The organism is Rhodopseudomonas palustris HaA2 (assembly GCF_000013365.1).
Classification (GTDB): domain Bacteria; phylum Pseudomonadota; class Alphaproteobacteria; order Rhizobiales; family Xanthobacteraceae; genus Rhodopseudomonas; species Rhodopseudomonas palustris_J.
The window spans coordinates 2,692,277-2,711,035 of the sequence record NC_007778.1 but is presented as its reverse complement, the minus strand read 5'-3'; the positions used below and the strand labels follow the sequence as shown (position 1 = coordinate 2,711,035).

At 66.0% G+C, this 18,759-nt stretch carries 15 protein-coding genes; 4 read left to right on the top strand and 11 right to left on the bottom strand.

All coding sequences use genetic code 11. The features are described 5' to 3' along the window. The first annotated feature begins 94 nt into the window (after positions 1–94). Positions 95–445: a GrlR family regulatory protein gene (locus RPB_RS11860; RefSeq protein ID WP_011441247.1), complete on the top strand. Its 351-nt coding sequence runs from the start codon at positions 95–97 to the stop codon at positions 443–445. Positions 446–467: 22 nt separating this feature from the next. On the opposite strand, the gene RPB_RS11855 is transcribed toward RPB_RS11860, so the two are convergent. From RPB_RS11855 to RPB_RS11820, 8 genes are all read right to left on the bottom strand, one after another. Beyond that, the gene (locus tag RPB_RS11855) at positions 468–3,170 is read right to left on the bottom strand and encodes a PAS domain S-box protein (protein ID WP_011441246.1); all 2,703 of its coding nucleotides are present in this window, start codon (positions 3,168–3,170) and stop codon (positions 468–470) included. 183 nt (positions 3,171–3,353) lie between these two features. Then, positions 3,354–5,546 carry a PQQ-dependent dehydrogenase, methanol/ethanol family gene (locus RPB_RS11850; protein WP_011441245.1) on the bottom strand — a complete coding sequence of 731 codons (2,193 nt, stop codon included), beginning with the start codon at positions 5,544–5,546 and terminating at the stop codon, positions 3,354–3,356. Positions 5,547–5,705: 159 nt separating this feature from the next. Continuing rightward, positions 5,706–6,500: an NUDIX hydrolase gene (locus tag RPB_RS11845; RefSeq protein ID WP_011441244.1), complete on the bottom strand. Its 795-nt coding sequence runs from the start codon at positions 6,498–6,500 to the stop codon at positions 5,706–5,708. 5 nt (positions 6,501–6,505) lie between these two features. Then, on the bottom strand, positions 6,506–7,459 hold the full coding sequence (locus tag RPB_RS11840) for a dihydrodipicolinate synthase family protein (RefSeq protein WP_011441243.1): 954 nt from the start codon (positions 7,457–7,459) through the stop codon (positions 6,506–6,508). A gap of 169 nt (positions 7,460–7,628) precedes the next feature. Then, a complete protein-coding gene (locus tag RPB_RS11835) occupies positions 7,629–8,489 on the bottom strand; it encodes a MaoC family dehydratase (protein ID WP_011441242.1) in 861 nt (286 codons plus the stop codon). Positions 8,490–8,673: 184 nt separating this feature from the next. Continuing rightward, on the bottom strand, positions 8,674–9,066 hold the full coding sequence (locus tag RPB_RS11830) for a Zn-ribbon domain-containing OB-fold protein (RefSeq protein WP_011441241.1): 393 nt from the start codon (positions 9,064–9,066) through the stop codon (positions 8,674–8,676). Then, positions 9,066–10,214, bottom strand: coding sequence for a thiolase domain-containing protein (locus RPB_RS11825; RefSeq protein ID WP_011441240.1), 1,149 nt, complete (start codon positions 10,212–10,214; stop codon positions 9,066–9,068). The genes RPB_RS11830 and RPB_RS11825 overlap by 1 nt, the downstream gene beginning before the upstream one ends. Positions 10,215–10,449: 235 nt before the next feature. Then, positions 10,450–13,935 (bottom strand): indolepyruvate ferredoxin oxidoreductase family protein, encoded by a 3,486-nt coding sequence (locus RPB_RS11820; protein ID WP_011441239.1) that lies wholly within the window; start codon positions 13,933–13,935, stop codon positions 10,450–10,452. A gap of 311 nt (positions 13,936–14,246) precedes the next feature. Here RPB_RS11820 and RPB_RS11815 point away from each other — a divergent pair, with 311 nt between their 5' ends. Both RPB_RS11815 and RPB_RS11810 read left to right on the top strand, forming a co-directional pair. Beyond that, positions 14,247–14,690: a hypothetical protein gene (locus RPB_RS11815; protein ID WP_011441238.1), complete on the top strand. Its 444-nt coding sequence runs from the start codon at positions 14,247–14,249 to the stop codon at positions 14,688–14,690. Positions 14,691–14,893: 203 nt separating this feature from the next. Next, complete coding sequence (locus RPB_RS11810; RefSeq protein ID WP_011441237.1) at positions 14,894–15,172, top strand: GCG_CRPN prefix-to-repeats domain-containing protein; 279 nt, start codon at positions 14,894–14,896, stop codon at positions 15,170–15,172. 87 nt (positions 15,173–15,259) lie between these two features. On the opposite strand, the gene RPB_RS11805 is transcribed toward RPB_RS11810, so the two are convergent. The 3 genes from RPB_RS11805 to RPB_RS11795 all read right to left on the bottom strand — a co-directional run bounded on the left by RPB_RS11805 (position 15,260) and on the right by RPB_RS11795 (position 17,969). After that, the gene (locus tag RPB_RS11805; RefSeq protein ID WP_011441236.1) at positions 15,260–16,069 is read right to left on the bottom strand and encodes a DUF1295 domain-containing protein; all 810 of its coding nucleotides are present in this window, start codon (positions 16,067–16,069) and stop codon (positions 15,260–15,262) included. 146 nt (positions 16,070–16,215) lie between these two features. Next, complete coding sequence (locus RPB_RS11800; protein WP_011441235.1) at positions 16,216–16,764, bottom strand: hypothetical protein; 549 nt, start codon at positions 16,762–16,764, stop codon at positions 16,216–16,218. Positions 16,765–16,910: 146 nt separating this feature from the next. Continuing rightward, positions 16,911–17,969: a lipase family protein gene (locus RPB_RS11795; RefSeq protein WP_011441234.1), complete on the bottom strand. Its 1,059-nt coding sequence runs from the start codon at positions 17,967–17,969 to the stop codon at positions 16,911–16,913. Between the two features lie 259 nt (positions 17,970–18,228). Here RPB_RS11795 and RPB_RS11790 point away from each other — a divergent pair, with 259 nt between their 5' ends. After that, the gene (locus tag RPB_RS11790; RefSeq protein WP_433993715.1) at positions 18,229–18,648 is read left to right on the top strand and encodes a HigA family addiction module antitoxin; all 420 of its coding nucleotides are present in this window, start codon (positions 18,229–18,231) and stop codon (positions 18,646–18,648) included. The last annotated feature ends 111 nt before the right edge of the window (positions 18,649–18,759 follow it).

Below are 18,759 nucleotides of genomic sequence, written 5' to 3'. Positions count from 1 at the left end.
AGTGCCTTCGCGTGATCCTGTCACGTTGACGCCGATCGGCCGGCTTTGGCATAAGTGAGCAGCGCCTTTCGGCGATACGGCGCGGGGGGACGTGATGAGGAACGGTCTGTATTCGATCCACGCCGATCTGCTGGACGGCCGCTCCGGCAAGGGCAGCGGCGTCGCTCTGTTCCGAAACGGCAAGATCCTCGGCGGCGACGCGTATCTGTTCTACACCGGCAGCTACGTCACCACCGGCGACACCTTCAAGGGCGAGGTCACGGTCAGCCAGCACACGCCGAGCCCCGACGCCAATCCGCTGTTCGGCGGTCAGAAAGAACCCGTCGGCATCGGCGTTTCGGGAAGCTGGACCGAGACCTCGGCGGTGATGCAGGGCACGGCGCTGGTCGGCAAATCGAGCCAGCTGTTCCGGGCAACTCTGCGCTGGCTGGCAGAGGCCGACTGAGCCCGCGGCGGGAACGCCCGGCTCAGGCCTGCGCGGTCATCGGCTCGTCCACCACGTCGCGCGGCGCGACGCGCGGCAGGATCATCTGGATGCGCGTGCCGTTGCCCGGCGCGGAATCGAGATCGAGCCGGCCGCCGAGGCGGTTGGTGACGATGCTGTAGACGATATGCAGGCCGAGCCCGGTGCCACCCTGATCCCGCCGCGTGGTGAAGAACGGGTCGAACGCCCGCCTGCGCACATCCAGACTCATGCCGCAGCCGTCGTCGGCGTAGATCACCTCGACATTGTCCTTGCCGGAGGCACGGACCTTGATCTCCACCGTGCCGGGGCGGCCATTCGGAAATGCGTGCGCCACCGAGTTTAGAAACAGGTTGGTCAGTACCTGACCGTAGGGGCCGGGATAGGAATTCATCGTCAGACCGGGCTGGCAATCGACATCCAGCGTCAGATTGTGCTTACGCAGGCCCGGCCGCAGACTCATCACCACCTGCTCGGTCAGGTCGCCGAGATCGAACGGCCGCTGATCCGAATAGTTGCGGTCGGCCGCGACCTGCTTGAACGACTGGATCAGCTCGGCGGCGCGGTTGAGATTGGCGACGAGCTGCGAGGCCGCATCGCGGCTGGTGGCGAGGAATTCGTTGAGCCGCGAGCGTTTGAGATCGCCGCGCTCGACTTCGGCGGCGAATACCGAGGTCTTGCGCTCCAGCGCGGAGGCGACCGTGAGGCTGATCCCGACCGGATTGTTGACCTCGTGGGCGACGCCCGCGACCAGACGTCCGAGGGCGGCGAGCTTTTCCGCCTCGATCAGCGATTGCTGGGTCTCGCGCAGATTGCGCAGCGCCGCCTCGGCGGCATCCTTGGCCTTGCGCATTTCCAGTTCGCCGCGCTTGCGCTCGCCGATATCGAGCGCGACCGTGACGATCCGCTCGATATTCCCTTGCGAATCCTTCAGCGGCATCTTGTTGACCAGCCATTGCCGCATCGCGCCGGTGGCGTCCTGATATTCTTCTTCGTAGAAGCCGAGTCCCTCGCCGGTCGCCAGCACCTTCTTGTCGTTGGCGTCGGTCTTGTGCGAGCCGTAGCGCGACATCAGGTCGGCGGTGGTGCGGCCGATCGCGTCGTTCGGATCGATGCCGAAGATCGTCGCCATGTAGCGGTTCATCAACAGATAGCGAAGCTCGGTGTCCTTGACGTTGATCACCGCCGGAACGGTGTCGATCACCTGTTGCAGCAGGCGGCGCCCCTCGGCGACCGCGGTCTCCGCACGCTTCTGGTCGGTGATGTCGCGGACGGCGCCCTCGTAGCGGATCACCGCGCCGGTCTCGTCGCGCACCGCGCTGGCGCTGTCCGACAGCCACAGCACGTCGCCGTTGCGCTTGAGCGCCTGATACTCGAACTCGCGCACCATGCCGTCGCGCTGCATCAGCGCGCGATAGGCGTCGCGCTTGCGCGGATCGAGATAGATCGAGTTGGAGACGTCGCCGGTGGCGCGCATCAGGTCGGCCGGATCGTCGTAGCCCATCATCCGCGCCAGCGCCGGATTGGCGTTCAGCAGCGCGCCGTCCGGCGTCGTCACATAGATGCCGTCGATCGAGCCTTCGAACAGCTTGCGGTAGCTCTCCTCGGCGAGGCGCTGTTCGGCGAGCGCCCGCACCGCTGCCTCGCGCGCGCTGTCGGCCTCGACCAGCGTGCGACGGAACACTTCCGCCGCGCGGGCGATGTCGCCGATCTCGTTCTTGAGTTCGATCGCCGGAATCGCGGTGTATTGCTGGCCGGCCGCGAGCTGGCGGATCGCCTTGGTGATCGCGGTGAGCGGACCGACGGTGCGGCGCACGACGAACGCCGCCGCCAACAGGCCGACGAGCACGCCGGCGGAGCCGAGCACGATGCTCTGCCACTTGTCCTCGGTGAGCGTCCGGGCGAGATCGCGCGACAGCACCCTGCCCCGCCGCGCGGCGACATCACGCAGCAGCTCGGTGACACGCGCGATCGACCGTCCTTCCGCACCGAGCACGTTGCGATCGAGCGATGCGATCTCGTGCTCGACCGCCGTGGTCGAGATGATCACGTCGGCATAGTCGCGCACCGCGGTCGCGGCGGCGACATCTCCGATCGGGATCGCGCGCATCCGCTGCGCCGCCTCCCCCGCGCCGATCAGATCGCGCGACAGCAGCGCAGCGGCGATCTTGCTGTGCTCGCCGTGCAGCGCCGCCGCCAGCGAACGGTCCTGCAGCCCGACCACCACCGCCTCGAACGCCTCGCGCAGCGGCGGGACGGTGGCGACCATGTCCGCCCGCCGCGGCATCAGCGCGGTGATCCGCTCCAGCCCGTCGCGATAATTGGTGAGCCGATCGGTGACGCCGTCGATCATCTCGCGCTGATCGGCATCGAGCTCGAGCCGCGTCTTCTTCAATAGCGCGGTCAGGGTCGAGGCGGCCTCGAACACCCGCCCGGCCGGCTGCGCGCTCGGTTCGCTGACGACCTGGCGCGCCGCAAAGCGGAGATCGCTCATCCGGCGCTCGATCTCCTCGGCGAGATCGCCGACACTTTGCAGCCGCTGCAATTCGGCGAAGGTGGCGTCGATATGACGGATCGCGACCACGCTGCCGATGCTGGTCATGGCGATGATGGTCAGCAGCAACAGGAAGCTGCCGAACGTCATCTGTCCGATCGAAAGCGTGCGCGACCTCACGCTCTGGATGAACGCTGCAATGGCGTTTGGCATGCTGGCGAAACCGCTGCTCCGGTCGGGGCGAACATCGTCCCACGAATTCGCCGTGAAGGGTATCGCGTCCGCCCGCCGACAACAACGGCGATCGGCGGGCCCGCCTGGACAGGCCCGCCGACAGGTCGAGGCTTCGACAGCCCTGCCTGTCGGCCGGCGCTCCCGGCCGACAGGGGCGCGCCGCTATTTCTTCGGCCGGATCGCGTCCGCGGTGCCCTGGATGAAGGCCTGGATCTTGACCACATCCGCCTCGGTGAGCTTGCCGGTGAAGTCCGGCATGCCCTTGTCGCGGTACGGGCCCTTGAACACGATGTCCTTCAGATGGGCGATGTTCTCGGTCGACGTGTAGCCGAGATTCTTGACGTTGCCGCCGCGGTCAACGCCCGGCACGCCGTGGCAGGTGGCGCAGGCCGCGACATAGATCGCGGTGCCTTCCGGCACGTCCTTCGGATCGTATTCGATCCCGGTCAGCAGATTGCCCATCTGATACTTGGTGAATTCCGGCATCGGCGCCTTGCCGCCCACCGCGAAGGTGTAGACCGTGCCCGGCGCTTCCTTCTCCGTGGCGCGCTGGCTGATGCCGAACACGCCGCCCCAGCCGACCGCGATCGAGACGTATTGCACGCCGTCGACCATGTAGGTGGCCGGCGCCGCCACCGCGCCGGTGCCGAGCGGGCTTTCCCAGAGCTTCTCGCCGGTCTTGGCGTTGTAGGCGACGAAGCGCCCGTCCGCGGTGCCCTGGAACACCAGATTGCCCGCGGTGGTGAGCGTGCCGCCGTTCCATGGCGCGACATATTCGGCGCGCCAGACCTCCTTCTGCTGCACCGGATCCCACGCCAGCAGCCGGCCGAACGGCAGGTTCTTCGGCGGCACGGCGTTCAGCGTGAAGCCGACGTTCCAGCCGGTGGTGCTGCCGAATTTGAACGGCTCCATCTTGTTCTGGGTCAGCGCTTTCTCACCCGTCAGATTGATGGGTACGCCTTGCGCCGGCAGATACACCAGCCCGGTCTGCGGATTGAACGACATCGGGTGCCAGTTGTGCGCGCCGTACGGGCCCGGAATGCTGTCGAACGATTTGGTCGGGTCGCGCGCTTCCGGATTTTCGATCGGCCGGCCGTTGGCGTCGTAGCCGGTCGCCCAGTTCACCTCGACGAAGTTCTTGGCCGAGATGAACTTGCCGTTGGTGCGGTCGATCACGAAGAAGAAGCCGTTCTTCGGCGCGTGCAGCACCACCTTGCGCGGCTGGCCGTCGATGGTGAGATCGGCCAGGATCATCGGCTGGGTCGAGGTGTAGTCCCAATTGTCGCCGGGCGTCTCCTGATAGTGCCAGACGTACTTGCCGGTGTCGGCGTTCAGCGCCACGATCGAACCGAGATACAGATTGTCGCCGCCGGCGGGACTGCGCAGATGCCGGGCCCAGGGCGAGCCGTTGCCGGTGCCGATATAGACCATGTTGAGGTCGGGATCGAAGGTGATGCTGTCCCACGCGGTGCCGCCGCCGCCATTGACCCACCATTTGCCGGCCGGATCCCAGGTCTTGGCCGCCGCTTCCATCGAGGCGTCCTCGAACGGCTTCGACGGATCACCGGGCACCGTGAACCAGCGCCAGGCCTGGTTGCCGGTCTCCGCGTCGTAAGCGGTGACGTAGCCGCGCGCGCCGTATTCGGCGCCGCCATTGCCGATCACCACCTTGCCGTTGAACACCCGCGGCGCGCCGGTGATGGTGTAGGAATAGCCGTGGTCGATCACGGTGTCCTTTTCCCAGACCACCTTGCCGGTCGCGGCATCCAGCGCGACGAGGCGTCCGTCATAGGCGCCGACGAACACCTTGCCCTTGTACAGCGCGACGCCGCGGTTCACGACGTCGCAGCAGCCGCGATAGCCCTTCGAGCGGTCGACGCCGGGGTCGTAGGTCCACAGCTTCTTGCCGGTCCGGGTATCGACCGCGTGAACAACGCTCCACGACGCGGTGACGTACATGATGCCGTCGACCACCACCGGTGTCGCCTCGACGCCGCGATCCGAACCAAGACTGTAGCTCCACTGCAGGCCGAGCTGCTTGACGTTGTCGACATTGATCCGGTCGAGCTTGCTGAAGCGCGTCTCCGCGTAGTCGAGCCCGTAGCTCGGCCAGTCGTTGGTGGTCTTGGCGTTGGCGATGATGGCGGCGCTGTCGATCGCGCCGGTCGCGGCGCGGATATGATCGGCGGAGCCCTTCGCGTTCTGCGCGAACGCGCCGCCGTGAAACAGTGCCGCGGCGATCAGCGCGGCGGCACCGAGTTTCAGGTCTCTCTTTGTGGATGTTGCGGATCGTGATGTCGCGTTGTCGCGGAGGAATCGGTGCGCAAACCACACCGACACGGCAGGCTGTTTCATGCTTCGCTCCCTATGGCCTCTGACGGGCCTGGCCGGGAGTGTTGCGCGCGTTGATGCGAGCGTCAACCAAGGACGCACGTGCTACGAGTTGTATCGCATGACGCGCCGCAACGCGCGTTCGCCGCAGCGCAGCGCGCGAAGCGGTCGTGAACTAACTGCCTAACTGCCGGTGAACTCGAACACTTCGCCGTCGTAACCGGCCTCGGCCGGAATCCGCAGTGTTCTCTTGTCGCCGTCGCGGCTCATGATCGGCATCACCGTCACGATGGGTTTGCCGCGACTGTCGGCGAGCGCCTGCCGGACGTTGGGCTGCTTGCCGAGCCGGATCAGGTTGCGCGTCGTCGGAAACGGCAGCGTGAAGCGTCCGCTGTCGCCGCCGTCCAACGCCTCCTGCGGCGACAGCCAGATCGAATCGGTCGACTCCTTGCCGTCGTGCATGCCGAGCTGTTCGGGCGGCGCTTCGGCGAGGAAGAACCAGGTGTCGAAACGCTTCGGCAATTTCTCCGGCGTGATCCAGCGCGCATAAGGCACCAGCAGATCGAGCGCCAGCACCAGGTCGTGATCGGCGAGGATCTGCGCGAACGAGATCCTGCTCTCGCACAGTGCGGTGCGGTGCAAGGCCTCGATCTCGGCGGCGCGGGACGCCGCAACGAGTTGATCGCTGCCGAGCGGACGCGCCAGCAGGATGCCGCTCTCCTCGAAAGTCTCGCGAATCGCCGCGATCTGGAAATCCAGCGCCGGTTCGGCGGTGGCGTCCGCGCAACAATACAGCTCCGGCCGGCCGATGATGTCGCGATCCCCGGCATCGACGCTGCCGCCGGGGAAGACCAGCGCACCCGAAGCGAACTCGATCTGATAGTGCCGCACCATCATGAAGACGTCGAAGGTGTCCGGACGGTCGCGCAGCAGCATGATGGTGGACGCGGGACGCGCGACCGGGGTTTCGCTCGACATTCGCCCTACTCCGCCGCGCTCGAACGCAGCTCGAGATCGGCCCGTTTGTCGATCCGGGCGAGCCGCGACAACAGATAGTCGACCTCCTCGCGCGCGGTCTCGCTCAACACCGAGCCCGGCTTGCGCTGGGCCGACGAGGCGATGATGCCGCGCTTCTTCAGCACGTATTTGCGCACGGCGAGCCCGACGCCTTGCTGCTGCTCGTAGCGGATCAGCGGCAGATGCGCGTCGAACAGATTGTGCGCCAGATCGCGCTGGCCCGCTTTCGACAGCTTGACGACATCGACCAGCATGTCCGGGAAGCAATAGCCGGTCATCGCACCGTCGGCGCCGCGCTCCATTTCGAAATCCAGAAACAGTCCGCCATTGCCGGTCAGGATCGACAGCGGCCGCAGCGAGCCGTCCTTCTGGAATTCGCGCAGCCTGGTGATCTTCTCCAGACCCGGCCAGTCCTCGTGCTTCAGCATCACGCAGGACGGGTTCTCCATCACGATCCGCCGGATCACGTCGGGCGTCATCACCACCGACAGCGTCAACGGATAGTCCTGCAGCACCCAGGGAATATCGTCGCCGATCGCCTCCACGGCCTGGCGGAAATAGCCGGTGATCTGCTCGTCGGTCCGCAGCGACGGCGGCGGCGCGATCATCACGCCGGCAGCGCCGGCCTCCATCGACGCGCGCGCCAGCGCACGCATGGTCGCGAAGCCCGGCGCCGAGACGCCGACGATGACCTGCATCGCCTTGGCGCGCTTGACGAACCGCACGGCCACCGCTTCGGCCTCGGCCGCGTCGAGCTTCGGCGCCTCGCCGAGGATGCCGAGAACCGTGACGCCTTCGCAGCCGACCTCGGCGTAGAAATCGGTCAGCCGGTCGATCGAGGTTTCGTCGATCTTGCCGTCATGATGGAACGGCGTCGGAGCGATGGCGAAAGTGCCGGCGGCGTCGGGGGTCAGCTTCATCGGGGCAGCCTTTGTCCAGTCGTGGTCGAGAATTCAATCCAATCGGCCACTCGATAACATCATCCCCGGCCAAAATCCCCCCCGCCCTCGCATGGCCGTGTCCCGCCGACAATCCGGGAACCGGGACAGTGCATCGAGGTTGGAACCGGATTCTGTGGCGCGAGCTGCCCTAGCCCAGCACGCTCCGGCCGCTTTTGATCACGGTGACGTCGCGCGCCTTCACCTTGGCCTCGAACGAGATCACATTGCCGTCCTTCCACAAATCCATCGTGACGGTCTCGCCCGGATAGACCGGCGACGAGAACCGCACGGCGTGCTGCCGGAACGCCGAGGCGTCGTAATCCGCATAGGTCTGCAGCACGCCGCGGCAGGTGATGCCGTAAGTGCACATGCCGTGCAGGATCGGCCGCGGGAACCCGGCTTTCTGGGCGAATTCCGGATCGGAGTGCAGCGGGTTGCGGTCGCCGCACAGCCGATAGATCAGCGCCTGATCCGGCCGGGTGGTGATATCGACCGAGCGATCCGGCGCGCGGCTCGGCATCTTGTGCGGCTCGGGCTGCTCCAGCGCCGGGCCGCCGAAGCCGCCGTCGCCGCGGGCGAAGCGCGACGCCAGCAGCGTCGCCAGCTCGGCGCCGGCCTCGTCGCGCAGGATGGTCTGGTGACGGATCACCACGCCCTTGTCCTTGCCCTTGTCGTAGACCTGCACGACGGTTGAATCGGCGGTGATCTTCGCAGCCACCGGCATCGGCCGATGAAAGGTGATGTCGCGCTCGCCGTCGACGACCAGCAGGCGATTGAGATTCATCTCGCCGGGGCCCGCGCCCCATGCCGCGACCGAGGCGAAGGTCGGCACCACTTTCAGCGGCCGCTCGGTGTAGGTCGCCTCGTTGACGAAGGCGAGTTCGCGCTCATCCATCGGATCGGCGCCCATGCCGATGCCGTAGGCATAGAGCATCACGTCGCGATCGGTGTAGGCGTAGTTCTGGCCGATCGCCTCGAGGGCCATGAGTTCGTCGTAACGGGCCGACATCGGCTTCTCCATTGTTGTTATTCGTGTTGCGCCTGCGACTGCGCCCTCTCCCCTTGTGAGAGAGGGCTGCACTGACGTCGCGCCGATTGCAGTCCGGTGAGCGGAAGCGGCATCGCGCGCTTCGACCCCTCACCCGCCTGTGCTGCGCACAGGCACCCTCTCCCACAAGGGGAGAGGGAAGTAATCAGACCACTGTAAAGAACGGCAGCGGCGCGCCGCCGTCACTCGGCTTGAACACCACCTTGACCTTCTGCCCGATCTTCAGCGCCGCAAAATCGCAATCGACGAAATTGGTCAGCACCGACGGGCCCTCCTTGAGCGTCACATAGCCGATGGCGTAAGGACCGGTGGCGGATTTCCGCATCAGGCTGAAGCTGTAGATCTCGCCCTCGCCCTTGCTCTCTTCCCACACCGTCTGGTCGGAGAAGCAGAACGGGCACAGCGTGCGCGGAAAGTAGTGCGCCTCACCGCAGGCCTGGCAACGCTTGATCAGCAGCTTGCCTTCGCTCGCCGCATCCCAGAAAGCCTTCGTTTCCGGATTGCCTTGCGGCGCTGGATATTTCACGGGGCTGTTCATCACACGCGCTCCAGAATGCAGGTAGATGCGGCGTGGCGGATGCCGAGCATGCCGCCGGTGCCGTGGGCGATGGCGAGGTCGCAGTTCGGCACCTGCACCTTGGGATGCGCTTCGCCGCGGAGCTGGCGCACGGCTTCCAGAATCTTGGTCATGCCGCCGCGATTCACCGGATGATTGCTGCACAGTCCGCCGCCATCGGTGTTGAACGGCAGCTTGCCGACGCCGGAAATCAGATTGCCGTCGGCGACGAACTTGCCGCCCTCGCCTTTCTTGCAGAAGCCGAGGTCTTCGAGCTGCATCAGCACGGTGATGGTGAAGCTGTCGTAGATCGAGGCGTATTTGATATCCTTCGGGGTGATGCCGGCCATCTCGAAGGCCGGCGGCGCCGACCACACGCCCGCCGAATAGGTCAGGTCGAGCTTCTGCCCGCCGCGCGGCCCCTTGACCGCCTCGCCGGCGCCGATCAACCGCACCAGCGGCCGCTTCAGGCTGCGCGCGATCGCCTCGGACGTGACGATCAGCGCGCCGCCGCCGTCGGTGACGACGCAGCAGTCGAGCCGATGCAGCGGGTCGGCGATCAGCGGCGAGTTCAGCACGTCTTCGACAGTGACGACGTCGCGCAGCATCGCGTGCTCGTTGTATTGCGCGTGATGCGAGGCCGCGACCTTGATCCAGGCGAGCTGCTCCGACGTGGTGCCGTAGTCGTGCATGTGGCGCGCCGCGCACATCGCATAGACATTGTGCGTCGTCGCGCCATAGGCCAGCTCGAAATCACCCTCGGCGCCGACCGGACGCGGCGGCAGCGCGCCGGTCCGCGGCTTGCCGGCCAGCGTGATCAACGCCACCGAGCAGCGGCCGGCCGCGATCGCCTCCGCGGCGTGGGCGAGAAGGATCAGATAGGAGGAGCCGCCGGTGTCGGTGGTGTCGAGGTGGCGGACTTTCAGCCCGAGATAATCCACCATCGCCATCCCGCCGCCCGGTGCATCGCCGGCGCAGAAATAGCCGTCGATGTCGTCCTTGGTCAGGCCGGCGTCTTCGAGCGCGCCTTTGGCGACTTCGGCGTGGAGCTGGGCGATGGATTTGTCAGGCGCGTGGCGCGTGGGGTGTTCGTAAATTCCGGCAATGAAAGCCTTGCCTCTTATTGTCAACGCAGTTCTCCGCTGGCGTTTGGTCGGACGGTTTTTTGTGACGGCTCGGAACGACCTTGGCAAGCGTGTTCGCGCGCAGGCGAAATTACCACGTCACGGAATGTTCCAGAGTTGCTCGGGCGTCTCCTCCGTCATTGCGAGGAGCGCAGCGACGAAGCAATCCAGAAGCGTCATGCACTGGGCTTCTGGATTGCTTCGCCTTCGGCTCGCAATGACGTGGAAACGTATCGGCAACCTACTCCGCCGCCATTTGCCGCGGCGGCGCCGGCTGCGGGTCGCGCAGATTGGCGCGCAGCTCGGCATAGCGCGGCGCGGTGTCGTCGACCGACTTCTGTTTGATCGGTCCGTAGCCCCGGATCAGATCGGGTAGCGACAGCAGTTCGACCGCAGTGTCGATCGTCGCCGGCGACAGCGACTGCAGCACGCTGGCGACATCCGCCTCGTAGTCGGCGATCAGCTTGCGCTCGAGCTTGCGCTCGGGGTGATAACCGAACACGTCCAGCGGCGTGCCGCGCAGCGCCCGCAACTTCGCCAAGGTGCGGAACACCGGCCGCATGCCCTCGCCGAACTGCCGCTTCTTCGGCCGGCCGGTGACGTCGACGCCCGGCAGGATCGGCGGCGCGAGGTTGAAGCTGATCTTGTAGTCGCCTTCGAACTGATCGCGGATCTGCTGTTCGAATGCGGGCTCCGTCAGCAGCCGCGCCACTTCGTATTCGTCCTTGTAGGCGAGCAGCTTGGCGTAGTTGATCGCCACGGCACGCGGCAGCTCGTCGCCATAGCCGCCGGCATCCGCAGCGCGGCGCACCGTCTCGACCAGATCACCGTAACGCTTCGCCAGCCGCCTGCTTTGGTAGTCGGTCAGCATCGCGCTGCGATGCGCGATGATCTCGTCGAGCGACATCTCGCCCTGGGTCTTCGCGGCCACTGTCTGGCCGGCGCCCTGCAGCAGCGACGCCAGCCGCACCGGATCGGCGGCGGCGAGCCGGCCGAGATTGAACGCCTGGGTGTTCATCTTGATCGACACGCCGTTCAATTCGATCGCCTGCTGGATCGACGCCGCCTGCAGCGGCAGCAGGCCCTGCTGATAGGCGTAGCCCATCATCATCATGTTGGTCGCGATCGAATCCCCGAGCAACGTTTCCGCCGCCTTGGTGAAATCCAGGAAGGCGGAGTCCCTGCGCAACGCGCCTTCCAGCACGCTGTTGACCTTGCGGGTCTGGAAATCGAAATCGCGGTTGCGAATGAAGTCCGCGATCGGGATCAGATGCGTATTGACGATTCCGTGGGTGCGGGACGGCTCGCACAGCGAGATCGTCTCCTTGGAGATCGCCATCACCTCGTCGGCGACGATCAGCACGTCCGCTGTGCCGGTGACGATCCGCGAACAAGTGACGTCCTCGGGCTTGTCCGACAGCCGGACGTGGCTGAGCACCGCGCCGCCCTTTTGCGCCAGCCCGGACATGTCGAGGATCATCGAGGCCTTGCCCTCGATATGCGCCGCCATGCCGAGCAGCGCGCCGATCGTCAGCACGCCGGTGCCGCCGACGCCGCCGACCGCGATGTTGTAGGGCTTGTCGAGGCCCGGGCGCGCCGCCGGCTCCGGCAATGCGCCGAGGTCGCCGAGATCGACCGGCGCACGCTTGCGCAAGGCGCCACCGTCGATGGTGACGAAGGACGGGCAGAAGCCCTTGAGGCAGGAATAGTCCTTGTTGCAGGTCGACTGGTTGATCTTGCGCTTGCGGCCGAGTTCGGTCTCCAGAGGCTCGACCGAGATGCAGTTCGACTGCACCGAGCAGTCGCCGCAGCCTTCGCACACGGCGGCGTTGATCATCACCCGGCGCGGCGGATCCTCCAGCGTGCCGCGCTTGCGGCGGCGGCGCTTCTCGGCGGCGCAGGTCTGCACGAACACAATCGCGGAGGCGCCTTCGATCTCGCGGCACTCCTTCATCACGGCGTCGAGCTCGTCGCGATGACGCAGATGCGTGCCCGGCGCGATGCTGTCGGCCGGATAGGCGTCGGGCGTCTCCGACACCAGATAGATCGCGCGGATGCCTTCGGCGTGCAGCTGATAGGTGATCTGCTGCGGCGACAGATCGCCGTCGTGGCGCTGGCCGCCGGTCATCGCCACCGCGTCGTTGTAGAGGATCTTGTAGGTGATGTTGGCCTTGGAGGCGATCGACTGGCGGATCGCCAGCGAGCCGGAATGGAAATAGGTGCCGTCGCCGAGATTGGCGAAGATGTGCTTTTCCTCGGTGAACGGCGCGATGCCGACCCACGGCACGCCCTCGCCGCCCATGTGCGTGAAGGTCTCGGTGTTGCGGTCCATCCACAGCGACATGAAGTGACAGCCGATGCCGGCGAGCGCGCGGCTGCCCTCCGGCACCTTGGTCGAGGTGTTGTGCGGGCATCCCGAGCAGAAATACGGCGTGCGCGCGATCGGCACCACGTTCTGCACCTGCGAGGCGTCACGGCCGTGGAACCAGTCGGCCTTGGCGCGCAGCATCTCGGCGATGGTCGGGTCGATCTCCATCGCCAGCAGGCGGTCGACCAGCGAGGTCGCGACCTTGGCGACGCTCAGCTCTTGCGCGAACGGCAGGAAGCGATGCTCGTGCTCGTCCATTTTGCCGATCACGCGCGGCCGGTCGCGGGTGCTGAACAACTGCTGCTTGAGCTGGTTCTCGACGATCTCGCGGCGCTCCTCGACGACGAAGATCTCCTCGAGGCCGTGCGCGAATGCGCGCACGCCTTCCGGCTCCAGCGGCCACGGCATGCCGATCTTGTACAGCCGCAGGCCGATGCGTGCTGCGACCTGCTCGTCGATGCCGAGCTCGCGCAGCGCCTGGCGCACGTCCTCGTAGCTCTTGCCGGACGCCATGATGCCGAACCGCGCGTTCGGCGAATCCATCGTGATGCGGTTGACCTTGTTGGCGCGGGCGAAGGCGATCGCCGCGAAGCCCTTGTAGTCCTGCAGCCGGCGGTCCTGATCGTAGCGATCGTCGGGCCAGCGCAGATTGAGGCCGCCCGGCGGCATCTCGAAATCGGTCGGGATCACGAACGGCGTCATCTCGTCGGCGAGATTGATCTCGGCGGTGGTCTCCACCGTCTCGGTGATCACCTTCATCCCGACCCAGCAGCCGGAATAGCGCGACATCGCGATGCCGAGCAGACCCATCTCGATGATTTCGTGGATCGACGACGGATACAGATACGGCATCAAGGCCGCGATGAAGGCGTGGTCGGACTGATGCGGCACCGTCGAGGACTTGGCGCCGTGATCGTCGCCGGCCAGACACAGCACGCCGCCGTTCTTGGCCGAGCCCGCGGCGTTGCCGTGGCGGAACACGTCGCCGCAGCGATCGACGCCGGGTCCCTTGCCGTACCAGATCCCGGTCACGCCGTCGTATTGGGCGCCGGGCGACAGATTGAGCTGCTGCGTGCCCCAGATCGCGGTGGCCGCGAGGTCCTCGTTCACACCGGGCTGAAACTTGACGTTGTACTGCTCGAGATGCCGCCGCGCCGCGACGAGCTGCTGGTCGTAGCCGCCGAGCGGCGAGCCGCGATAGCCGGTGACGAAGCCCGCCGTCTTCAGCCCCGCGGCGCGATCGCGGCGGACCTGCGCCATCGGCAGCCGCACCAGCGCCTGAATGCCGGTGAGAAAAATATGCCCGGAATGCTGGGTGTATTTTTGATCGAGACTGATCGGTCCCTGGTCGATTCCCATACGGCCCTCATAAGGCGTTGGACCGCGCAACCATCCGGCCGCTCTTGCGGTCTTTGGAATCAGTCTATGCCGGTTTATGTGGCTGGCGCATCACAAAAAACGGCGAACGTCAGGCGCTCCGATCTTCGCAGTTTCGTTCCTTTCCGCGCGGCCTCGGCTTGCAGATAACGTCGCGGAACCGGCTCGGCGCGAACGATCGTGTCCGACGCGCTGCAACAGGAACGGCAACGCCCGAGGCGGGCCGATTGCAATCGGCGGGGAACGGATCAGGACGCGCTGGATTGATTCCCTGTCAATGAAAGGAGGACTTCATGGCGCCACGCAATCCCAACGATCCTCTTCGGCCCGGCGTCCAGGCCGACGATCGGCGGGCTCCGTCGCAGTTCGATCACGAACTTCAGGCCGATCCCGAATTGAAGCAAGGCCCGGCCACCGCAGGTCGGATTGCGGCGTTTGCCGTCGCTATCGTGGTGGTGTTCGCGGCGGTGTTCTACGGCCTGAATACGTCGTCTCTCGATCCGAAGGACGAGGCGATCGTGATTCCGAATCCGCCGGAAACATCCGCAGGCCAGACTGCGCAGACCTCGCCCGCCACCGATCCGGCTGCGCCGGCTGCGACGCCGGGCATCAATCGGCAGCCGGGGATGACCACCGGAGCCGCGCCGTCGCGCGACAATGCGGCGCCGCCAGTGCCGCCGACGGCGGATGGCACGACATCGCCGACCGGCCCGGCCGGGTCCCAAGGAACGAAGTAGCACACAGTCATGATCGGCGGATCGACCTGAGCAGCGGGTGCAGCGATGCATCCGCTGCATTTCCATGCGCTGCGCATCGATCCTGGCCGCACGGCGCTCTCTTCGAAACGCGGCGTTCATGGCCTATTCACGGCGACTCGCCTAGGTAGGCGTCGGGGCACGGACGCGTGTTGCGCCGCGCCGAGGCAACAGAGGAGTCCATTATGAAAGCCGTTTTCGCAGCGACCGTGTTCGCAGCCACGCTGGTCGGCGCAGGTGCAGCCAGCGCGATCCCGCTGGCGCCGCTCGCCTCGTCCGCTCCGGCCGACATCATTCAGGTCGCCCAGGGCTGCGGCCCGGGTTGGGCCCGCGGTCCGATGGGCCGCTGCCGTCCGATGTATCGCCGTGGGCCGGTTGTGGTCGTCCCGCCGCGCGTCGTCGCACCGCGCGTCTGCCCGCCGGGCTATTTCTGGCGTGCCGGCCGCTGCCTGCGCCGCTACTGATCCGGATCGACACCGCATCGACGAAGCCCCGTTCGCGCGGGGCTTTTTCGTTGGCGACACCGAGCATCGATCGCCGGACACGCCTCGCTAGCGGAATGCCAGCCGCAGCTTGCGCAACGAATAGATCGCGGTGGCCGGAAACAGGATCGGCACGGTCCGGACGTAGTCCTGATAGTCCGGCTGCGCGCCGTAGCGCTCGTCCTGCTTGCGCTCGAGGCCGGCGGCGGCCGCAATCATCAGCACCTCGATATACAGCATCCCCAGCGTCGCCGGCAGCCACGCCGCGACCGTCGCATAGGCCGACAGGCCGGACAGCCAGACGCCGAACCAGAACAGCATCTCGCCGAAATAATTCGGGCAGCGCACCATGCGGTATAGCCCGACGTCGCAATAATGCGACGGGTTGGCTTGCTTGTAGCGATATTTCTGCCAGTCCGCGACGCCCTCGATGACCAGGCCGGCGAACATCACCATCACGCCGAGTGGCGTCGATGCCGGCCAGACGCCCGCGGCTTGCAGCGACAGCGTCAGCAATGCCGGCAGGAACAGCAGCGTGTACAGCAGGCTGACGCCGAGCCAGATCGCGACCTTCTGCCAGAGCTTCACATCGGCCGTGCGCCGCTCCGCGCCGGCGAGTTCCTTCGCATACACGGAATTGCGCTCGCGAATCGCGAGGAAGCCGCCGAGCCGGACGCCGTAGACGAGCAGCAGCGCGAGCTGCAGCAGCGTCCATCCCCCCACCGTGTCGTGAAACACCAGCCCGAACGCCAGGCTCTGCGCCGCGATGGCGCCCGCATAGCACAGGCTGACGAAGTAATAGACCCGCCGGAAGCCCGGCGCGGAAACGGCCAGGCAAATCAGGAAAGCAAGCCCGACGAGGTGCCACGGAACGGTCATGTCGATTAGCCGCGCGATGCCATGATGGCTGCAGTCCGGATGTTATAGGCTCGACGCGGACACGCCGCCACGCCGAAATCGACTGAGCGCCGGGCGCAGGGTCGCCGCATTGTCGTCAGGCGCTCGCGGCTGGTCGCGCAAGCGGCTCACTTCTGTTTGCAGCGATGGCCGGGCACGCGGGTGTCACACACTCTCGACGCATCGAACAGCCGGACGAGCGCCTTGCGCTGCTTGGCATCGGGCTCGAACCGGTGCGCCTTCTGCAACAGATAGAAATTCTCGCGGCCGCGCACGGCCTTCGACCAGGTGATTTCGGGCTTGCCGCCGTCCTTCGCCTTTGGACAGGTCTCGGTCCAGGCGACCATCGGATACAGGTTCTCGGTGCCGTCCTTGATCGTCTCGAAGGTCGCGCCGGGGCATTCGGCTGCCGCCGCCTTCTCGGAGCGCGTCCGATAGGCGGAGGGCGACTGCTCGGCCTGTTTGAACAGGACCTGCGTCGTCAGTTTCTCGGTCCAGTTCGCCACGCTCTGGCCGTCCGGAACCATCACCGCCGTGCTCGTCGTGTCGGTCTTGGACTCGGCCACAACCTTGAAGCCCTTCGGCGGCTTCAGCAGCATCTGCTCCAGCGCCTCGGCCGAAGCGAGTGGCGCCAGCACGGCGGCGAAGGTGAGGACGGCGACGACGATACGATGCATGAGGGCGAACCTGCGGCGGGACGACGAAACTCTGCCCGAGACCGCGGCCGTTTACAATATCGCGGACCGGGCCGGCATCGCGGCCACGCGGCCTGCGTCGGACCTGCCCGATCGCCTTGGTCGTCGCCGACCGCCGGCCGGTTCAATTACTTGCGGTTGATCCAGTCGACGAGGCGATAGATCCAGGTCTCGCCGGGGTCGCTGCCGGGCGCATTCGGCAGCGGCAGGGCGCGCGCGGCCCATGCCTCCGGCGTTCCCGAGGTTTCGAGCAGGCCGGCGGCGAGATCCGCCATGTTGTGCCTGGCGACGACGCCGCCCTCGGCACCGAAGCTGAACCGCACGGTGCGGATCTGCGGATTGAAGGCCGCCACCGGATAAAGCTGCGTCATCAGGAACCGCAGATAGGCCAGCACCTCGCCGCGCTGATACACCCGATCGATCAGCAGGCCGACCGAATTCTCCTTGCCCGGAACGCCGGGATCGTAATAGCCGGTGACGGTCGAGGGATCGAACGCATAGACCGCGCGGATGCGGCCGTCCTTGTAGGCCGCCTGCTGCGCCAGCCCGCCGCCGAGCGAATGCCCGGTGGCGACGATCGTCGGATCAGCCAGCTTGTGCGCCGCCAGCGCCCGGTCGAGGATCGGCCCGATGTGGCGCTGCACCTGCGCGTATTGATCATAGTACGGCAGAAACCGCGTCACCCAGCGCAGATTGGCGATCCAGTCATGCGCCTCCTTGAAGTCGGTGCCGCGGAAGGCGACGACGATCTCGTTGCGCGCCTGCGAGCTGAACACCTTGTAGCCGAGCCCGCCGAGCGCCCGGCCGCCGCACTGCCCGTCGCCGTCGGGACACGGCAACGGCCCCTCGCCCTGCTCGATCAACGCCCAGTCGCCGAGCCAGCCGCCGCGCAGTTCGGCGGTGATCCGGCTCCGCGCAGGATCGTCCGGTGCCGGCCGCTCCAGCAACGCATTCAGCTTCGGCGAACCGCCGGGTCCGGCCGGATCATAGGCCCGCAGCGCGAACAGCGCGTAAGGCAGATAATGCCCGGCATAGTTCGCGGACGGCAGATGCGCCGCGCGAAAATCGCCGACCCGGATGAAGGCTTCGCCGGTCTTCTGCCGGTAGCTGTCGAACGAGCCGTGAAAATACAGCCAGCCCGCCAAGGCCGCCGCGGCGATCAAAAGAAGTATCACCAGGGCACGCATGGTTCGGCCCTCCAGGGTTGAGCAATCAGTTTCGTCTCAAAATCGGAGCCGCCCACGCCATCGGCCGCGACGACAAATGCCGCGGAGGCGTTGCGCTCAGGCGGCGATCTTGTCCCGGTTCGCGGAGCATTTCCAGCGAAGTTGCGGAGGCAGCGCTACAACTAACGGCGGATGAAGCGCGGAAAATACCGTGTGCGGGGCCGCGAACAACACCCACGCGGCGGGCATAGGATTGATACGAAGCGACCGGCGAGCCAGAATGTCGAACGAGTTATCATTCGGTCCGGATCAACGATCAATGGCAGATCGTGTTCCGCTGGAGAGACACCGCCCCGGACGATGTCGAGATCGTCGACTATCATTAGCGCGAGGCGACGATGACGAAGAAGCTTCCCCCTGTTCATCCCGGCGAGATTCTGCGCGAGGAGTTTCTCCTGCCGATGAACCTGTCGCCTACGCGGTCGCCGCAGCCTGCGGCGTGCCGCGAACCCGCATCGAGCGCCTAGCCCGTCAAGAAGCGCCAGTGAAAGCCGACACCGCGCTGCGACTGGCGAAGTACTTCGGCACGACACCGAATTTCTGGATGAAGCTGCAGGCGCAGTTCGATCTCGGGGTCGCGGAAGACAATAGCGCTGAAGAGCTGAAGCGGATCAGGCCGAGAAAGGCGCAGGCGGCGTAAAGAATGTGATGCAATAAATTGGATGTCATAGCCTGAAGATGACTATACGCATCACGCCCCGTGTTTACAAAACCTACGGTTGCTGCAATCTATCTACTCTTGTTGCGCGGC